At 38.5% G+C, this 15,460-nt stretch carries 16 protein-coding genes; 9 read left to right on the top strand and 7 right to left on the bottom strand.

Annotated elements, in window-relative coordinates:
• Positions 1–74 precede the first annotated feature (74 nt).
• From LBH49_02845 to radC, 6 genes are all read left to right on the top strand, one after another.
• Positions 75–2,465, top strand: a complete 2,391-nt coding sequence (locus tag LBH49_02845) for a hypothetical protein (GenBank protein ID MDR0351559.1) — start codon at positions 75–77, stop codon at positions 2,463–2,465.
• A gap of 133 nt (positions 2,466–2,598) precedes the next feature.
• A complete protein-coding gene (thrS, locus tag LBH49_02840) occupies positions 2,599–4,428 on the top strand; it encodes a threonine--tRNA ligase (protein ID MDR0351558.1) in 1,830 nt (609 codons plus the stop codon).
• 95 nt (positions 4,429–4,523) lie between these two features.
• Positions 4,524–4,961 (top strand): 50S ribosomal protein L13, encoded by a 438-nt coding sequence (gene rplM / locus LBH49_02835; GenBank protein ID MDR0351557.1) that lies wholly within the window; start codon positions 4,524–4,526, stop codon positions 4,959–4,961.
• A 2-nt stretch (positions 4,962–4,963) separates the two neighbouring features.
• On the top strand, positions 4,964–5,365 hold the full coding sequence (gene rpsI, locus LBH49_02830) for a 30S ribosomal protein S9 (GenBank protein ID MDR0351556.1): 402 nt from the start codon (positions 4,964–4,966) through the stop codon (positions 5,363–5,365).
• A gap of 118 nt (positions 5,366–5,483) precedes the next feature.
• Positions 5,484–6,416: a LysR family transcriptional regulator gene (locus tag LBH49_02825; protein ID MDR0351555.1), complete on the top strand. Its 933-nt coding sequence runs from the start codon at positions 5,484–5,486 to the stop codon at positions 6,414–6,416.
• Between the two features lie 4 nt (positions 6,417–6,420).
• Positions 6,421–7,101 (top strand): DNA repair protein RadC, encoded by a 681-nt coding sequence (radC, locus tag LBH49_02820; protein ID MDR0351554.1) that lies wholly within the window; start codon positions 6,421–6,423, stop codon positions 7,099–7,101.
• 21 nt (positions 7,102–7,122) lie between these two features.
• Here the strand turns inward: radC and LBH49_02815 are convergent, their stop codons facing one another.
• Positions 7,123–7,479 carry a hypothetical protein gene (locus LBH49_02815; protein ID MDR0351553.1) on the bottom strand — a complete coding sequence of 119 codons (357 nt, stop codon included), beginning with the start codon at positions 7,477–7,479 and terminating at the stop codon, positions 7,123–7,125.
• Positions 7,476–7,697, bottom strand: a complete 222-nt coding sequence (locus LBH49_02810) for a hypothetical protein (GenBank protein MDR0351552.1) — start codon at positions 7,695–7,697, stop codon at positions 7,476–7,478. The genes LBH49_02815 and LBH49_02810 overlap by 4 nt, the downstream gene beginning before the upstream one ends.
• A gap of 189 nt (positions 7,698–7,886) precedes the next feature.
• Here LBH49_02810 and LBH49_02805 point away from each other — a divergent pair, with 189 nt between their 5' ends.
• Positions 7,887–8,399 carry a helix-turn-helix domain-containing protein gene (locus LBH49_02805; GenBank protein ID MDR0351551.1) on the top strand — a complete coding sequence of 171 codons (513 nt, stop codon included), beginning with the start codon at positions 7,887–7,889 and terminating at the stop codon, positions 8,397–8,399.
• 97 nt (positions 8,400–8,496) lie between these two features.
• On the opposite strand, the gene dapF is transcribed toward LBH49_02805, so the two are convergent.
• A complete protein-coding gene (gene dapF / locus LBH49_02800) occupies positions 8,497–9,309 on the bottom strand; it encodes a diaminopimelate epimerase (GenBank protein ID MDR0351550.1) in 813 nt (270 codons plus the stop codon).
• An 86-nt stretch (positions 9,310–9,395) separates the two neighbouring features.
• Between dapF and LBH49_02795 the strand changes: the two genes are divergently transcribed.
• Both LBH49_02795 and tgt read left to right on the top strand, forming a co-directional pair.
• Positions 9,396–10,676 carry an MFS transporter gene (locus LBH49_02795; protein MDR0351549.1) on the top strand — a complete coding sequence of 427 codons (1,281 nt, stop codon included), beginning with the start codon at positions 9,396–9,398 and terminating at the stop codon, positions 10,674–10,676.
• Positions 10,677–10,703: 27 nt separating this feature from the next.
• The gene (gene tgt, locus LBH49_02790) at positions 10,704–11,891 is read left to right on the top strand and encodes a tRNA guanosine(34) transglycosylase Tgt (protein MDR0351548.1); all 1,188 of its coding nucleotides are present in this window, start codon (positions 10,704–10,706) and stop codon (positions 11,889–11,891) included.
• Here the strand turns inward: tgt and LBH49_02785 are convergent, their stop codons facing one another.
• The 4 genes from LBH49_02785 to infC are packed head-to-tail and all read right to left on the bottom strand — an operon-like array spanning position 11,892 to position 15,142.
• A complete protein-coding gene (locus LBH49_02785) occupies positions 11,892–12,953 on the bottom strand; it encodes an ATP--guanido phosphotransferase (protein MDR0351547.1) in 1,062 nt (353 codons plus the stop codon).
• Entirely contained in the window at positions 12,953–13,453 is a 501-nt protein-coding gene (locus tag LBH49_02780) for a UvrB/UvrC motif-containing protein (GenBank protein ID MDR0351546.1), read from the bottom strand. Before LBH49_02780 ends, LBH49_02785 begins: the two co-directional genes overlap by 1 nt.
• Before the next feature lie 41 nt (positions 13,454–13,494).
• Positions 13,495–14,547, bottom strand: coding sequence for an N-acetylmuramoyl-L-alanine amidase (locus LBH49_02775; GenBank protein MDR0351545.1), 1,053 nt, complete (start codon positions 14,545–14,547; stop codon positions 13,495–13,497).
• On the bottom strand, positions 14,531–15,142 hold the full coding sequence (infC, locus tag LBH49_02770; protein MDR0351544.1) for a translation initiation factor IF-3: 612 nt from the start codon (positions 15,140–15,142) through the stop codon (positions 14,531–14,533). Before infC ends, LBH49_02775 begins: the two co-directional genes overlap by 17 nt.
• Between the last annotated feature and the right edge of the window lie 318 nt (positions 15,143–15,460).

The following is a 15,460-nucleotide window of genomic DNA, read 5'->3' as shown; positions in this document are numbered from 1 at the left end:
AAATAATCACTCTGTTCATTATATAGTTCTTGATTTTCTATTTGCAAATGTTTGCATATTCAACATACTGAAAAATGGATATGGTCAAATTAAGCAGGTTAATTATTAGATGGTTACTATCCGTATTATGCTTATCGGAAGCTTTTGATATACAATGTTTGACGGCAGGTACTACGGTAAATAAATACTCTTCAAAAAACGTACTCAGGCAAGTATATGGACAAAATGCAAATAATCAAAAACGCGAACGCAAAAAAATTAGAGTGGATGCTAGCAATGGAAAACAAATCACCATCAATCAAACTAAAGATCAAGAAAATAGTGAAAAAATAGACGATAAAAAGCTCAAAAATGGTGAAAAAATAAATGTTAAAAATCAAAATAAAAATTCATCCATTGTACTAAAAGAAAAAAACAATTCATCAAAAGATAGACCTGAAAAAGTTATGGTTGCACGCCAAGGCCATGTTGTCATGAAAAAAAGACAATACAAAATCTCAAAAAATAATCCACCAGCCATAGCCCAAAAGACACATCATCCAGCATCCCCTAATGCTCAAAATGAAAAAATCAGAGATAAAGAAGAAATCATCATCAAAAAAAATTCGCCATCTCACAGATCTAAAATGACTAAAACGGCCATCAATCCCAAAAAAAATCACGAGAAAAAAATAAACGTCAGCATCGATAATGAATCACAAGCAGAAAAAAGCCCTAAGCCAAAAGCACTTATAGCAAGCAACAAAAGCAATAGCATATTGAAAATAGTAGGTGAAAAAGTAAACAAATGGATTCCTTCATCGGCTCACGCCATTGGCAATCTATACAGGCAACGATCCAAAGCCAAAGAAACTGCCCATGCGAAAAACGAAACCATGAAGGAAGAGCAAATAAATTCTATTAAATCCGTAATGCATAGCATTTTCCCGAACAACAAGTCAGTAGATGCTTCTAAGATTGTTTTTTATAACGTGACCATAAATGTGACCATAATAATTGACTATAAACAAATGGCTATCAATGGCTTAGGGTGTGATTGCGTAGAATTTTCACTACTCAGCAGAACCGCTACTGGTATAAAACAAGAAAAGACAAAATTCAGCCTCTTACATATGGCTATACTGCTAACCGATAAAGATAGGTCTGTGCTCCTAAAGAAAATAATAAATGAACCAAGCTTTGACATATGTCTAAAAAATTCGTTCACCTACAAAGGAAATGAATTCAAAGATTACACTCCACTACATTTTGCCATATGGCTCGAAAAGATATCAGCCATCAAGGAACTAATCGAGATCGCCAAAACCCAAAATAAAATCCGCGAAATTTTGCTAGCAAAATCCGACTGCCTATACAACGATGGAGCCTTCGTCAAAAATTCTACCCCAGTACATCTTGCAATTTTTTCAGAAAAAATACAAAATAGCGCAAAAATATTGAGTTACCTAATCGAATGCATCCATAAAGAATGTGCCCATTATTCTGGGCTGGAAAATGACATATTTCTCGCCAAGGCAAATACCCAATCTCATGGAAAAATTATCATAAAAGGAGGCACACCACTGATCTTTGCAATGATGAAAAACGATGCGAGCATCAATAAAATTTTTGAAATATTAAAAAATAGAAAAATAGACATCTCGGATCAAGTCTGCGACAGCCTCGAACTGAATGGAGCCATATGTGAAAATGTGACTCCCATTCACGTGGCCATCACCTTCTGTGAGTTCAACAACCTCAAAAAATACATACCAGAATTATTGCGTATGGTAAAAAATTCTGACAAACTTTCGGACATATTAAGCGTAAAAGCCCAGTTGAAGACAAATACTTTATCGATCACCGATGGGACCATTTTACACTTTGCAATTCTTGGAGAAAAAAATAGCCAAACGACTTTAGACATAATGGCCCATTGCACTGATCTAGTGTCATGCAACATTGCACTCCAATCCGAAGCAGATATGCAAACCAATAGTAATTTGAACATACAAAGAGGCACACCGCTATTTTTTGCCATGATAGAAGGCATTGACAATGCCATAAAAAAAGCACTTGAGCTGGCAAAACAGCATAAAATAGATGTCACAACAAAACAATGTAAACAATTAAAATTCAATAGCACCACCTTCAGCAATGTGACTCCATTGCATCTGGCCATTGTGGTTAATAAACTTACGGAATATGTACCAATTTTACTGCAGTCAGCCAAAGAATCGGAAAGCCGCCGAGTATTATTGTCAACCAATGCTAATATTAATACCACCGATATCTCGATTGAAAATGGCACTGTATCGCACTTTGCAGCCGCATTCTCGGATCAATCCACCGGAAATCAATTGACAAATGTGGCCAATGAGCTTGGCGTCGATATATATGGCTTAAAATGCAGTAAATTTAAATACAAAGGAAAGGAATTTGCCTCCGCAACGGTTGAGCAAATCATCAACCTAAGTAAAAACTAGGAGCAAAGCCAACTTCGATGCATAGATTAAAATAAAAATAAATTTTTTTAAAATTGATAATTTATTGACAATTGACTGTTTATATATTGACTCTATCAGGCTGCGTATTTGAATAATCACTTGTAGTAATATTATGAGTGAGTCGGCTTTACGTGAAATCAGGCATTCAGCAGCCCATGTGTTGGCGAGCGCCGTGGGAAGGTTGTTTCCAACGGCCAAATTTGACATAGGGCCGGCAACTGAAACCGGATTTTATTACGATTTCGATGTGGATCACCAGTTCAGTGCTGAGGATTTGGCGCTACTGGAAAAGGAAATGATATCAATCATCGAAGAAAATCAACCCTTTGAGAAAACAATCGTAACCAGAGAAGAGGCCAGTGAATTATTTTCTGCCGGAAACCAAGAGTATAAACTGTCGCGCCTGAACGACATTGAAGATGGTGCAGAAATTTCTTTGTATAGAAATGGCGAGTTTATGGATCTGTGCCGTGGACCACATGTGGCTAATACTAACGAAATCAAGGCAATAAAGTTACTTAGCGTTGCCGGAGCCTATTATAGAGGCAATGAAAACAATAAGCAGTTGCAGCGCATTTATGGTACCGCCTTTGACTCCAAAGATGACCTCGAACTATTTTTAAAACAAATGGAAGAGGCCAAATTGCGCGACCATCGCAAGATCGGCAAAGAAATGCAGCTGTTCATGATAGATGATGAATTCGGCCAAGGACTAATTCTTTGGCTTCCCAATGGCACAATAATTCGCAATGAACTACAAAAATTCATACTTTCGGAACTGGAAAAGCGTGGCTATTCGCAGGTTATAACACCGAATCTAGCTAAACTAGATCTATTCAGAACATCCGGACATTTTCCTTACTACCGAGACGCCCAATATCCACCAATTCCGGAACGCGTTACTCTACAAAAACTTCTAGATAACAATGCGTCATGCAAGGAGATGATGACTGGTCTAGAAAATGGCCAACTGGATGGATTTCTCGTAAAACCAATGAACTGTCCAGGCCATATTAAAATATACGCCTCCAAGCCAAGGTCTTATCGCGAATTACCGATTAAATTAGCCGAATTCGGCACGGTATATCGCTGGGAACAGTCCGGTGAACTAAGTGGTATGACCAGGGTACGTGGATTTACTCAGGATGATGCACATATTTTTTGCACCGAAGAACAGCTGGACAGTGAAATAAACGAATGTCTTCAATTGGTACAGCTAATATTCAAAACCCTTGGCATGTCGGACTTTCGGGTTCGCGTGAGCCTCCGAGACAAGGATTCTTCAAAATACATAGGATCGGACGAATCCTGGCTATGTGCCGAAAAGGCACTCAACCATGCTGCCGAATCCATTGGCGTGCCATTCACCCTCGAGGAAGGCGAAGCTGCATTTTATGGCCCCAAAATAGATTTTGTAGTCAAAGATGTCATCGGCCGGGAGTGGCAACTTGGAACCATTCAAGTGGATTATAACCTTCCGGAGCGGTTCAATTTAGCATACATCGGCCGGGATAATAAAGCCCATCGACCAGTGATGATACATCGCGCACCCTTCGGTTCATTGGAAAGGTTTTGCGGTGTGCTCATCGAGCATTTTGGCGGAAATTTTCCCACTTGGCTCGCCCCGGAACAGATTCGAGTTTTATCTGTGAATGATGAGGTGACAGAAGGCGTTAAGACCATTCATAACAAATTGCGCGAGAATAATTTGAGAGCTTGCGTCGACATAGAACCGGAGAAACTCGGCGCAAAAATAAGAAAGGCCGAGCTCGATAAGGTCCCTTACATGTTCATTGTGGGCACAGACGAAATGAATAACGGAACCGTGTCCGTCCGTTCCAGGGTTAATAAGTCCATTAATGGCACGATTCATTTGGAAAAAATTTTAGAAATGATCATTAAAGAAATCCAGGAGAAAAGGTTACCATCATCTATGAAATGAAAGATAACGGAAAATTGACAAAATTAGAATTTAGTAGATAAAAAATAGTTGACAATGTGAATATGGATTCTAGCTTGCAGCCTCATATTTGTTTGATGAAAACAACCTTGGTCAGTAAAGAAGATAGCAGGTCAGGCGGATTGTGGTACGTTGTCGATGCTAGCAATGTGATTTTGGGAAGGCTTGCGGTCAAAATTGCCAACATTTTGCGAGGTAAAGATAGGCCGATTTTCGCCCATCATATCGATTGTGGTGGCTTTGTCATTGTCACAAACGCCGGCCTGGTAAAAACCACTGGCAGCAAAAATGATAAGAAAAAATATATGTTTTATTCCATGTATAAGGGCAATGAAAAGCGCTTTAGTCTTGGCGATATGCGCAAACGTAATCCAGAATTTATAATAGAGCACGCCGTGCGCGGCATGTTACCAAAGAATAGGCTTTCCAGCGAGCTTCTTAAAAAATTGAAAATATATCGAGGTAGTGATCATCCTCATATGGCCCAGCAACCTGTAACCCTAACGTCTTTTTAGCAATGGCAACTGATTGCAAATCTGAGTTTATATGCATTGGCCGAAGAAAAACCGCTGTGGCAAGAGTTCGGCTAGTCAGCGGTAACGGCAAAATAAAGGTTAACGGCAAAGATTTTTTGGAGTATTTTCCCACCGAAGCTGAACAAAAACTTGCCCTAGCCCCATTAATTCTTCTGGAAATGACCGATAAAGTTGATATTCGCATCCTTGTAAATGGTGGCGGGAAAAATGGCCAAGCCGGAGCCCTATGTTTAGGCATCGCCAGAGCATTGCAACTGCTAGATCCAGAATTACGCCATCGACTTAAAAAAGCTGGACATTTAACCAGAGATCCTCGTCGACGGGAAAGAAAGAAGCCTGGACAACCCGGTGCCAGAAAGAGATTCCAATTCTCCAAACGTTAGTTGTTCATTCTGTGTTAATTAGCTATTATTATATAGTCCAGTTGGATGGTAGTTAAATGGAATCATATTTTTTGTTTATATGATCGCAAATTTGTGCATAATACACCAGGAATCGCATATGCACATAGAAAATCTTAAAATTTTCATAGACATAATTGAATCCGAAAGCTTCTCAAAGGCAGCAAAGCTAAATAATATCACTCAGTCAGCCGTCAGCCAGAAGTTACATGCCCTTGAACACTATTTTGATGTCGATTTGGTTGATAAAACAAAAAAATCGCTGACTTTAACCGGCCAAGGCAAGACATTGCTTCATCATGCGAAAAAAATAGTAAGTGACTACTCATCATTACGAAACGAGCTAAGTGATATAAAAAGAAAAGTCAAGGAAAAGCTTTCCATCGGCACAACACCAACCATCGGCATGTATATAATTCCACCCTATATTCGCGATTTCTTAAAATCCGCCAGGTCCACCGAAGTCCAAATCATGTACCTATCTAATCATGAAAAAATCCACAAAGCTGTAATAGACGACATTGTGGATGTTGGTGTTATAGAAAATGACATCCAGGACTCAAACATAGAAAAACATACATTTTGTGAAGAAGAATTGGTAATCATAAGTACCAAAGCCTCAAAACTTTATGGAAATAAAGAAGTAAATGCATTGGAGCTGGAAAATATGCCCTTTGTAAAATTTTCACAAAACTCACCAAATCGCAATGTAATCGATAAAATACTTGGCACAAATAACATAAACATCCGGACATTGACAGAATTCGAAAATATAGATTTGGTAAAATGTGCCGTTGAAGCAAATCTTGGGCCAGCGATAGTCCCAATTTCTTCAGTATATATGGAATTGGAAAAACAAATATTTCACTGTTCCAGAATAAAAAATGTAAAAATGCCATATCTGTTATCGTTTTTTTACAAAAAAGATAAATATATAAGCTCAGCGATGAAAATATTTTTCGCAATGATGAGAGGAGATATCAATTTTTTACACTTTACCGATATTATCGAAAATAAAAATATAAAAATATAAAAAAATGAAAAATTATAATGGCCACAGAAATAACCTGCGAGAGAAATTTTTACGCGCAGGCTTCCAATGCCTTAATAACCACGAAATTTTGGAGCTGATTCTTACCCTATGCATTCCAAGAAAGGATGTTAAGCCACAGGCTAAGGAACTGCTACGATACTTTGGTTCATTAAATGCAGTACTGGATGCAGACATCGAAACATTGCAAGAAGTGAAAGGAGTGGGAAGAATTACCGCCATTTCGCTACACATTATCAAAGATAGCGCAGCCCTATATGTGCAAAAATCAGTGGAAGATCCAAAATCTAAGCTTGATACCTTCGAAGAATTGGAAAAATTTTGGCGAATAAAAATTGGAGGCCTGAGTTATGAAGTGTTCGAAGTCGCCTATTTGGACAGCCGGCTGCGCCTGATCAAAAATGGAATAAAAAGAATAAGCGAAGGCATCGCTGATAGAACTAACGTGTTGCCCCGCAAGATCGTAGATCACGCATTAAGAAAAGACGCCGCCGCACTCGTCATCGCCCATAACCATCCGGCAGGCTCAGAAACACCATCAATTCACGATAGGTTGATAACCAAATCGCTTTCGGCTCTGTGCGAGCCACTTTGCCTCCGCCTAGTTGACCATCTAATCATAACCAACAATTCAATTTTCTCTTTCAAAAAAGCTAACATGTTGTGATTGAGTGAATTGCGGTTCTTTTTAGAATTGGGTTTTCCGACGGATCAAGTTATCGACATAGTCCCTGACCTCCTCCAGCTGAGACCTTGGCCTATGGGCCAGCAGGTCAGTCACTCTATTTAAAAAATCTGATGGAGAGTAATTTGCAGTTTCCAGTAAATATAACAAGATACCGTCTCGATGAATACGGTAGGATTTTCTTTTCTCCATCCCCTTTGGCGTACGACCATTGGCGATGTGGCCAAGAATTTTTTGATTATCAAATGCATCTCTTACGTACTGGTCAGTCTTTCCTATGATTGATGCCATCTCCTTGGGAGAGAACCAGTTTTGACGCGGAACCATGAATCCAAAATGATTACTATCGTTAATATTCATATTTCGTTTTTACAAAAAAATTTATCACATAATCCTGACATGGACAGCTTTATGGCCTTAAAATTACAATCTATTTTTTTCAGATTTGCATCACATAGTTTTATTGCAATATTTTTATTTGGAATAAGATCGGCAATAATGTTATTATATAATTCAATAAGATCGCTGTCCATATCAGCTTTCAGTTTGGCTAAAATGTATTCTATAAATTTGTCCATGGAGCCTCTCATCTCATTTTTATCATTGATCTGGCTAAATCACAAAATATTGCATGTGATTGACTTACAATCCTTATGGACGTTAAACATAGAACCAGTTACTAAAAAATAAATTATCATTACCATATCTTTTAATTATGTATAAATTCTACATTATTCAGAAAAAAATCAAACAAATTCCACTTCTTAATGGAAAATTTTCGCAGAAAGGGCAACATGGTAAATAAGGAAACAAACAGCAGCAACTTTGGAATAAAATTCAGAATATTGCTTGGATACCACAATCTGACATTGCGAGACATAAGTGAAGCAACCGGCGCAGCGGTATCCACAGTCAGCACTTGGAAAAATGGAAGAATTCCATCTTCTGAAAAAACTCTGGAAAAAATAGCGGAATTATTCCACGTGACCAAGGAATATCTATTGAACGGCAATCATCTTGATTTGTTTGCAAATCGACCTATGGATGAGTTGAACGAAATTTCAATGGAGATGATCGGCCATGACAAAACCAAAGAAAATCTTCGAAACAAAATAGAAGCATATCTCGCGAGATATTTGGATAAAGCAGAGCTGATACAGAATGGCTTAGAACACACATGGATAGAGATCATGAAACATTTTCCGCTGAATTTCTTCGACGAAATTGCTTCTAATGAAAGCAATTTTTTGGACAAAATAGATAAAAATGAAAAATTTTAACAAAAACTTGAACGTATTTCGCCGAAGAACGTCTCAATATATGTGAGAGAAAAATTCTCTTGTGTTCCTTAAGTTTAACTTACTGGTCGGGCCGATTTCATATTGTCGGCCTGATTTTTTTTATAAAACATGACGCTATTTTAATAGCTTGGCCATATTGCAACACTTCACCCAGAGCGGTTTCTTTCATAACAAGTTTACCACCAGGCATTTCTGCAACAACACTAGAACCACAATAGCCAAGTTTTTTGCATACAGCAAAGGCTGCACAGGCACAACTGCCGGAGGACAAGGTATACCCTACCCCGCGTTCCCAAATGTGCATTTGTATCAATGAGTTAGATATAATCTTTACAAATTGCACATTGCTATGCTGAGGAAATATTGCTAATTTTTCCAAAATTGGTCCGATTTTTCTCGTATAATTAAGATCAAGATCGTCGACATAAAGCACACAATGCGGATTCCCAATCGACACTGCATGCAGCTCTAATGCTTGATCATCAATACATTGCGAAAAATCAGCCGGCACGGGAATATTTACGGCTGCGAACATTGGCCTCCCCATGTTTACACATATTTCGCCACCAAATTTTCTACATACAGACTCACCAGCTAAAGTAACCACAATTAAATCGTCCGCAACTGTAAGTCTTTCATCCCAAACAAATTGCGCAAATATTCTAAGACCATTGCCACTTTTTTCAGCTCTGCTACCATCTGAATTGAATATCTCCAAACGGAACCTGTTATCGCCGAGGCGGTTACCAATCAGCACACCATCTGCTCCAATCCCATAATGTCTATCGCATGCAAACCTTACAATGGCTTCATCTAACTCTTCACCATGGTCATTTCTAAACACAAGGTAATCATTACCAAGCGCTTGGTATTTTTCAAACGTCAACACAACGGATGTTATAATTTACCAAAAAATATTTGGCAAACACAATATATTTTATTGTTAACATACTTTACTATTGTTTATTGAAAAAAATGAAAATGTTTCAGCCAGATTTTCCATTTTCTCCAAAAAATTTCACATTTTTCTACGGATGGATGATTTTATTTGTATCAATCTTGGCAAAGCTTGCAAGCATCCCCGGCCACGCACCAGGAATATGTGCATTTGTAGAGCCGCTGATGAACAAATTACACATCACTAGGAACTGCATGAGCGCAATTTACATGATTTGCTCCATTGTGTCGACGTTTTTTTTACCATTTTTTGGCCAAAAATGCGACAAAACTGGACCACGAAAAGCATTAACCATTGCATCAGGATTTTTTGGAATCTCTATGTTTTTGCTGGGGTTAATGTTACTATTCATTGAAAAATTTACAACAGCCCCAGCCATAGCCATAGCAATTTTAACACTGGGCGTTTTTGCACTAAAATTACTCGGCCAAAACATGATACCAATGTTCAGTAGAATTATTCTACTAAATTGGTTTGAGAAAAAAAAATGTAGAATGCTTGGCATTTCCGGTATATTTTTATCCATCGGCTTTGGATTCGCCCCAGGGATATTCAACTCATTGATAGTCAAAGCCGGAATAGAATTTTCATGGATTATAGTCGCTGCCATAATTCTACTTATATTAACACCAATCATCTGGCTATTTGGAAGAGATCATCCGGCTCAATTTGGCCTAAAGCTCGACGGAAATCAATTCGATGAAAAAATTTCTCCAAGCAAAACCATCGGCGAAGCCGTGAAATCACCAGCATTTTGGCTATTTACGCTGGCCGCATCGACCATGACACTAATCAGCACAGGAATGCAACTTCATATAGTCGACATCTTCCGAGAGTTCGGCTACAGAAGCGAAACTGCATTCAATTTTTTCAAACCAGTCTCTGTGGTAAGTGCAAGCTCAAGCTTCATATTCAGCTGGTTACAGGACAAAGTGTCCCTCAAATATGGATTAACATTGACATTTATCATTCAAGTTTTATTATTAATAACACTTGAATTTGCTCACAACACTTTTGCTTATTATCCATTGGTGCTCTTTGTTGGATGTAACTATGGAATGTATACACTAATTCTATCGGCCCCATGGGCAAGATTATTCGGCCGCAAGCACTTGGGAAACATAACAGGATTTGTATCCATAAGTGTCGCCCTGTTTAATGCCATTGGACCAGGAATTATGAGCCTATCAAAATCTAGATTCTCAACCTATCTCATTGCCACAAGATGCTTCATGATCTTAGCATTATTATTACTATTTACATCGATATTTTTCACAAAAGCGTCCGATATGGACTAACTTAACTACTTGCACAACACATAGATAATGTACGAAAATTTTAATTTTAAAATCACACACACGGATGCCTCTTCCAAAGCAAGAAGTGGGCTTCTCGCCACACCGCATGGCACCATAGAGACGCCAAATTTCATTTTCTGTGCCACCAAAGGTGCTATGAAATCAGTTACAACCCAACAGGTTAAAAATGCCGGAGCTGATATAATTCTGTGCAACACCTATCATCTTTTTTTACAACCTGGCGGTGACCTTGTTCAAAAGCACGGCGGATTACATAAGATGTTGAACTGGAATGGCCCAATACTTACAGATTCCGGGGGATTCCAAATATTCAGCCTTGGACATGGTGGCGTTACGGCAGAAATCAAAGGGAAAAGTACCACCGGTAGACCGAAAACTCTCTTGAAAATAGACGAAATTGGCGCAACCTTTAGATCATATATCGATGGCCGCCTTCGCTTACTAACTCCAGAAGAATCAATAAAAACTCAACGCCAACTCGGCGCCGATATAATCCTGGCTCTCGACGAATGTACCCCATTCCATGCCAATAGGTTATATACCGAATACTCGATGAACATGAGTCACCGTTGGGAATTGCGAAGCCTGACAGAATTCAAAAACCATGACACATCCAATCAAGCTTTGTATGGCATAATCCAAGGCGGTGTGTATGAAGATCTTAGAGAATCCAGTGCAAAATTTGTCAATGGCAATTGCTTTTTCGGCCAGGCCATAGGAGGAAGCCTAGGCGAATCAAAAACTCAAATGCATGAAATAGTATATATGACATGCCAACATATTGATAACCAAAGACCTACACATCTTCTTGGCATATGCGGCCTAAGTGATATCATCCACGGAATTGCCTGTGGAATAGATACATTCGACTGTGTTCATCCTACCAGATTGGCAAGGCATGGCGGCGCCATACTTGAACCACAACACGCTGATGGAAAGGAATTTATAAATATCAAAAATTCTAAATTTTCTGAAGATTTATCGCCCATTGATGAAAACTGTCATTGCTATTGCTGCAAAAATTTCACCAAAGCATATATTCATTATCTATTCAAAGCAAAAGAACTACTTGGGGGACAGTTACTTGCGATACACAACATAGAATTTATGAGTAATTTCTTAAGAAAAACAAGGGAAGCTATAAAAACTGGGACTTTTATAGACATCCAAAAAAAGTGGAATATTTTTCAATGATCAATCTATCGATATCTCTATGCCGGAGAAGAAGTTGCGCAATATTTTTGCTCGCATAATGTCTCTACATTCTGGCATGGCTGCCTCGTCGGAAAATACCATTAGATGCCCCTTTTGGGTTTCAAGCATGTACCTGTCAATGGCATTTATATAGGATATTGGCAAAATTTCACGCTCCGAAGCCAATCTCATCAAAGACAAAAGCTCGAATGCTTCGGCCCCTCCAATTCTGTAGCAAGACCGCAAAATTCCATGAGCCCTGCATATTTTATCCAAAATAAAGGCCTTCGAAGATTTGAAAATTTGATCTCTTGCCATCTCTTCATGTTCTATAACCGTCTTAGCCACATGCTCTATCTTTATTATTATATCCTCTTCTGATAGACCAAGGGTGTACTGATTAGATACCTGAAAAATTTTTCCGAAAGCTTCAGTTCCTTCGCCAAGAGCTCCGCGGACCGCAATGCCAATTTTATTGAGCGCATCTATTGTGTACCGAATTTGCTTATTTATCACCAGCCCAGGGAGATGCATCATGACAGATGCCCGCATGCCGGTGCCAATATTCGTCGGACAGGCCGTCAAATAACCAAATCTCTTATCAAAAGCAAAATCGCCACCGTTCAAAGCATCATCAATATCGGCTATCATTTTCCAGAGCATTTTCAGCCCTACTCCGCCCCTAAGTACTTGTATACGAAGATGATCTTCTTCATTAATCATAATCGAAAGCACCTGATCATTGCTGCATGCCACCCAGGCACCGGGCAACGATAGATCCTTACTTATCATATAATGTTCACATAATGCCAATTTTTCATGATCCGCCAATTCGTTGATATTAAAAAAAACACCATCATTTAAGTGCTTCAATCCGTTTAACTTAGATTTCAATATCGCAGCAATACTATCTCGCTCGACATCGCTTGCCCAGTTTGGAAATTTGTAACTTGCCAAATTTCGCGCCAACCTAATCCTGGAGCTTAGAACAATATCATTTTGCTGGCCAATATTGCCGAAAAACTCGTCACTACTCAATAAAAACTGCTTTACATTTTTCATTAAAAAAATGTCCTCAATTTATCTCTTATCCTCGCCGCATCTTCATATCTCTCTTCCGCTATCGCACACTTCAATTCCTCCTTAAGAGATTCGCATGAATCAACTTTGTCATTGAAACTAAATAACTTATGTTTCAAGTTTTTTGGAATTTTGCCTAAATATTCTGTACTTTTTTGTAAATTTTCGATGGACTTTATCATGAAACTATACATCTCAGAATAACATTCTGGACAGCCAACAAGGCCAGTCTCTTTATAGTTAGACAACGAAAATCCACATTTAGTACAATTCAAAAGCGGACTAAAAGAAAGCGCCTGCATTTTACTAATCAATGACCCGCTAATATCTTTAAGTATCGACAAATGAGAAACATCTGGATCAAACACATTATGCTTCTGCGCACAATGGCCACACAAGTACACATCTTGCATGCCATCATTAACAATCTGAGTAACATGCACCGCCGCCGGCTTGCCACAAAAATGACACTTACCATTCATGATCATCTATAATAGTAAGCTAAAAATTAATGCAACCAATCTTATGACTTTAACTTATTGATAGCGTTGATGTTAAGATAATAGCGGTAGACTCCATTCACTATGGCTAAAGCCGCATTATCTATATAGTTCTGCGACATAAATAATTTGGCCACAATATTATTAGAAAGAAATTCTGTCTCTATCAAAATACCAGGGCAAGAAAGCCCTTTCAAAACCTCAAACCTAGCATGCTTAACACCACGATCATTGAACTTGAGCCGCTGCTTCATCGAATATAACATGGAATATCCAGCAATCGTATTCCAGCAATCAAATCTATTCCCATTAAAACTCATCGAATCAGAAGTCTTTCTGTCAGAACTATAAGAGGACGGCTGACCAGCTGGAGTCAATGTAAAAATTTCCACCCCTCTGGCTGATTTAGAATCAGCAGAATTGAAATGTATGCTCAAAAAAAGGTCGGCATTCGCAGCATTTGCAGCAGCAACCCTATCGGCCAATTCCATATGAACATCACCACTTCTTGTAAGTATCGCATTGAATCCCAATGCCTTAAGCTCTGACTGCACAGTCTTTGCCACCGCCAACGCAAGCCTTTTTTCCTCCAACCTATAGACGCCATTTACCGTCCCACTATCTTTACCACCATGCCCAGGATCTATAACAATCGTCTTCAATTTAGGTGCAAAATTTGCAATCACCTTTGGCGAAAACATTGGCTGAACATATAATTTATAGTCCTCCATTGCTATATATAACTTCTTTTGCCGCAACAAGATAGGACTACCAATGAATATCTTACAATCATTGTAACAAAAATATCTATCCTTCGAAATAAACTTGGCCAACACACCTGATTTAGAAATGGTCATGCTGTAACTATCTTTAATAGCCTTAGCATCAAAATCTTTCGCAATGGACTCCAGAGAAACATATTCCGTCCCAGCATTATTTATAGAAACAAGTTTCGATTTGGAAGTAATCTTTGTTTTTGATAGTTTACCTTGGCAACTTGCGACATAGGCTGCACAAACAACGATAGAAACAAATAAAAATACTCGGAAAGACATAGGCTTATAACTCAAGCCCATTATTAAGATCTTTTTTATTATCAATTGCAATCTTTTTTTTAGAAGATTTCACGGGAGACAGATTTAACAAGACCATGCGCCCGGTCAGTCTTGGTTCACCATCCGGCACACCAAATTCCTTAACATCTTCAACCACTTTCTTTATCAGATCAAAACCAAGATTAGTGAGATCCATTTCTCTACCTCTGAATGCCACGCCAATTTTGACTTTACTGCCGTCGGTCAAAAAATCTAACACATGGCGCAATTTTGTTTGATAATCATGCTCTTCGGTGCAAAATCGAAATTTCACCTCTTTGATTTTTGACGCAGCAACCTTGCCAGATTTCTGTTTTTTGCCCTCATCATACTTATACTTCCCAAAGTCTACGATTTTGCATACCGGAGGACTTGCGCTGGCACTAACTTCTACTAAATCAAGGCCTTCTTGTTTTGCAAGAGCAACAGCTGTGGCGGTTTCCATAACTCCAAGTTGCTTACCATCTGAACCTATTACGCGAACTTCCTTCGCCTTTATCCTATCATTCTTTCTGATAAAATTTTTCCATGGACCTTTTTTACCAAAACCGCCACCTTTAAATGAAATATTCGCCATTAATTATCTATAAAACCTACAACACATTGTCATATGATAATTGAAAAATTTGCCATCTTTTCAACCCTATATTTATAATAATCTGGTCAATGACAAAGAATCATTCTTCCACTGCGGCTTACGAAACATAGACACGATAAACGGAAAGGCCACTACCAATAAATTACCAACTATCATCATTGTCACGTATAAAGTAGTGCTGTCAACTTCAAAGCCATCCGGGGAAATGAAACCTATGAAATAACATATAAAGCATACCAATATTCTAATTACATTCACCCTTACCATCCCAATATTGACAAAGGAACTTTATAGTCC

This window comes from Puniceicoccales bacterium (genome assembly GCA_031255005.1).
Classification (GTDB): Bacteria; Verrucomicrobiota; Verrucomicrobiia; order Opitutales; family LL51; genus JAIRTH01.
The sequence above is the reverse complement of the archived record's forward strand: the minus strand, read 5'-3'. Positions and strand labels throughout refer to the sequence as shown.

What these genes read in the sequence shown, in the direction of transcription:
- LBH49_02825 (MDR0351555.1), top strand. Translation starts at nt 5,484, where the DNA reads ATGCACATAGAAAATCTTAAAATTTTCATAGACATAATTGAATCCGAA.
- LBH49_02805 (MDR0351551.1), top strand. Translation starts at nt 7,887, where the DNA reads ATGGAAAATTTTCGCAGAAAGGGCAACATGGTAAATAAGGAAACAAAC.
- LBH49_02780 (MDR0351546.1), bottom strand. Translation starts at nt 13,453, where the DNA reads ATGAATGGTAAGTGTCATTTTTGTGGCAAGCCGGCGGCGGTGCATGTT.
- LBH49_02845 (MDR0351559.1), top strand. Translation starts at nt 75, where the DNA reads ATGGATATGGTCAAATTAAGCAGGTTAATTATTAGATGGTTACTATCC.
- LBH49_02815 (MDR0351553.1), bottom strand. Translation starts at nt 7,479, where the DNA reads ATGAATATTAACGATAGTAATCATTTTGGATTCATGGTTCCGCGTCAA.
- tgt (MDR0351548.1), top strand. Translation starts at nt 10,704, where the DNA reads ATGTACGAAAATTTTAATTTTAAAATCACACACACGGATGCCTCTTCC.
- thrS (MDR0351558.1), top strand. Translation starts at nt 2,599, where the DNA reads ATGAGTGAGTCGGCTTTACGTGAAATCAGGCATTCAGCAGCCCATGTG.
- radC (MDR0351554.1), top strand. Translation starts at nt 6,421, where the DNA reads ATGAAAAATTATAATGGCCACAGAAATAACCTGCGAGAGAAATTTTTA.
- LBH49_02785 (MDR0351547.1), bottom strand. Translation starts at nt 12,953, where the DNA reads ATGAAAAATGTAAAGCAGTTTTTATTGAGTAGTGACGAGTTTTTCGGC.
- LBH49_02795 (MDR0351549.1), top strand. Translation starts at nt 9,396, where the DNA reads ATGAAAATGTTTCAGCCAGATTTTCCATTTTCTCCAAAAAATTTCACA.
- rpsI (MDR0351556.1), top strand. Translation starts at nt 4,964, where the DNA reads ATGGCAACTGATTGCAAATCTGAGTTTATATGCATTGGCCGAAGAAAA.
- LBH49_02775 (MDR0351545.1), bottom strand. Translation starts at nt 14,547, where the DNA reads ATGGGCTTGAGTTATAAGCCTATGTCTTTCCGAGTATTTTTATTTGTT.
- rplM (MDR0351557.1), top strand. Translation starts at nt 4,524, where the DNA reads ATGAAAACAACCTTGGTCAGTAAAGAAGATAGCAGGTCAGGCGGATTG.
- infC (MDR0351544.1), bottom strand. Translation starts at nt 15,142, where the DNA reads ATGGCGAATATTTCATTTAAAGGTGGCGGTTTTGGTAAAAAAGGTCCA.
- LBH49_02810 (MDR0351552.1), bottom strand. Translation starts at nt 7,697, where the DNA reads ATGGACAAATTTATAGAATACATTTTAGCCAAACTGAAAGCTGATATG.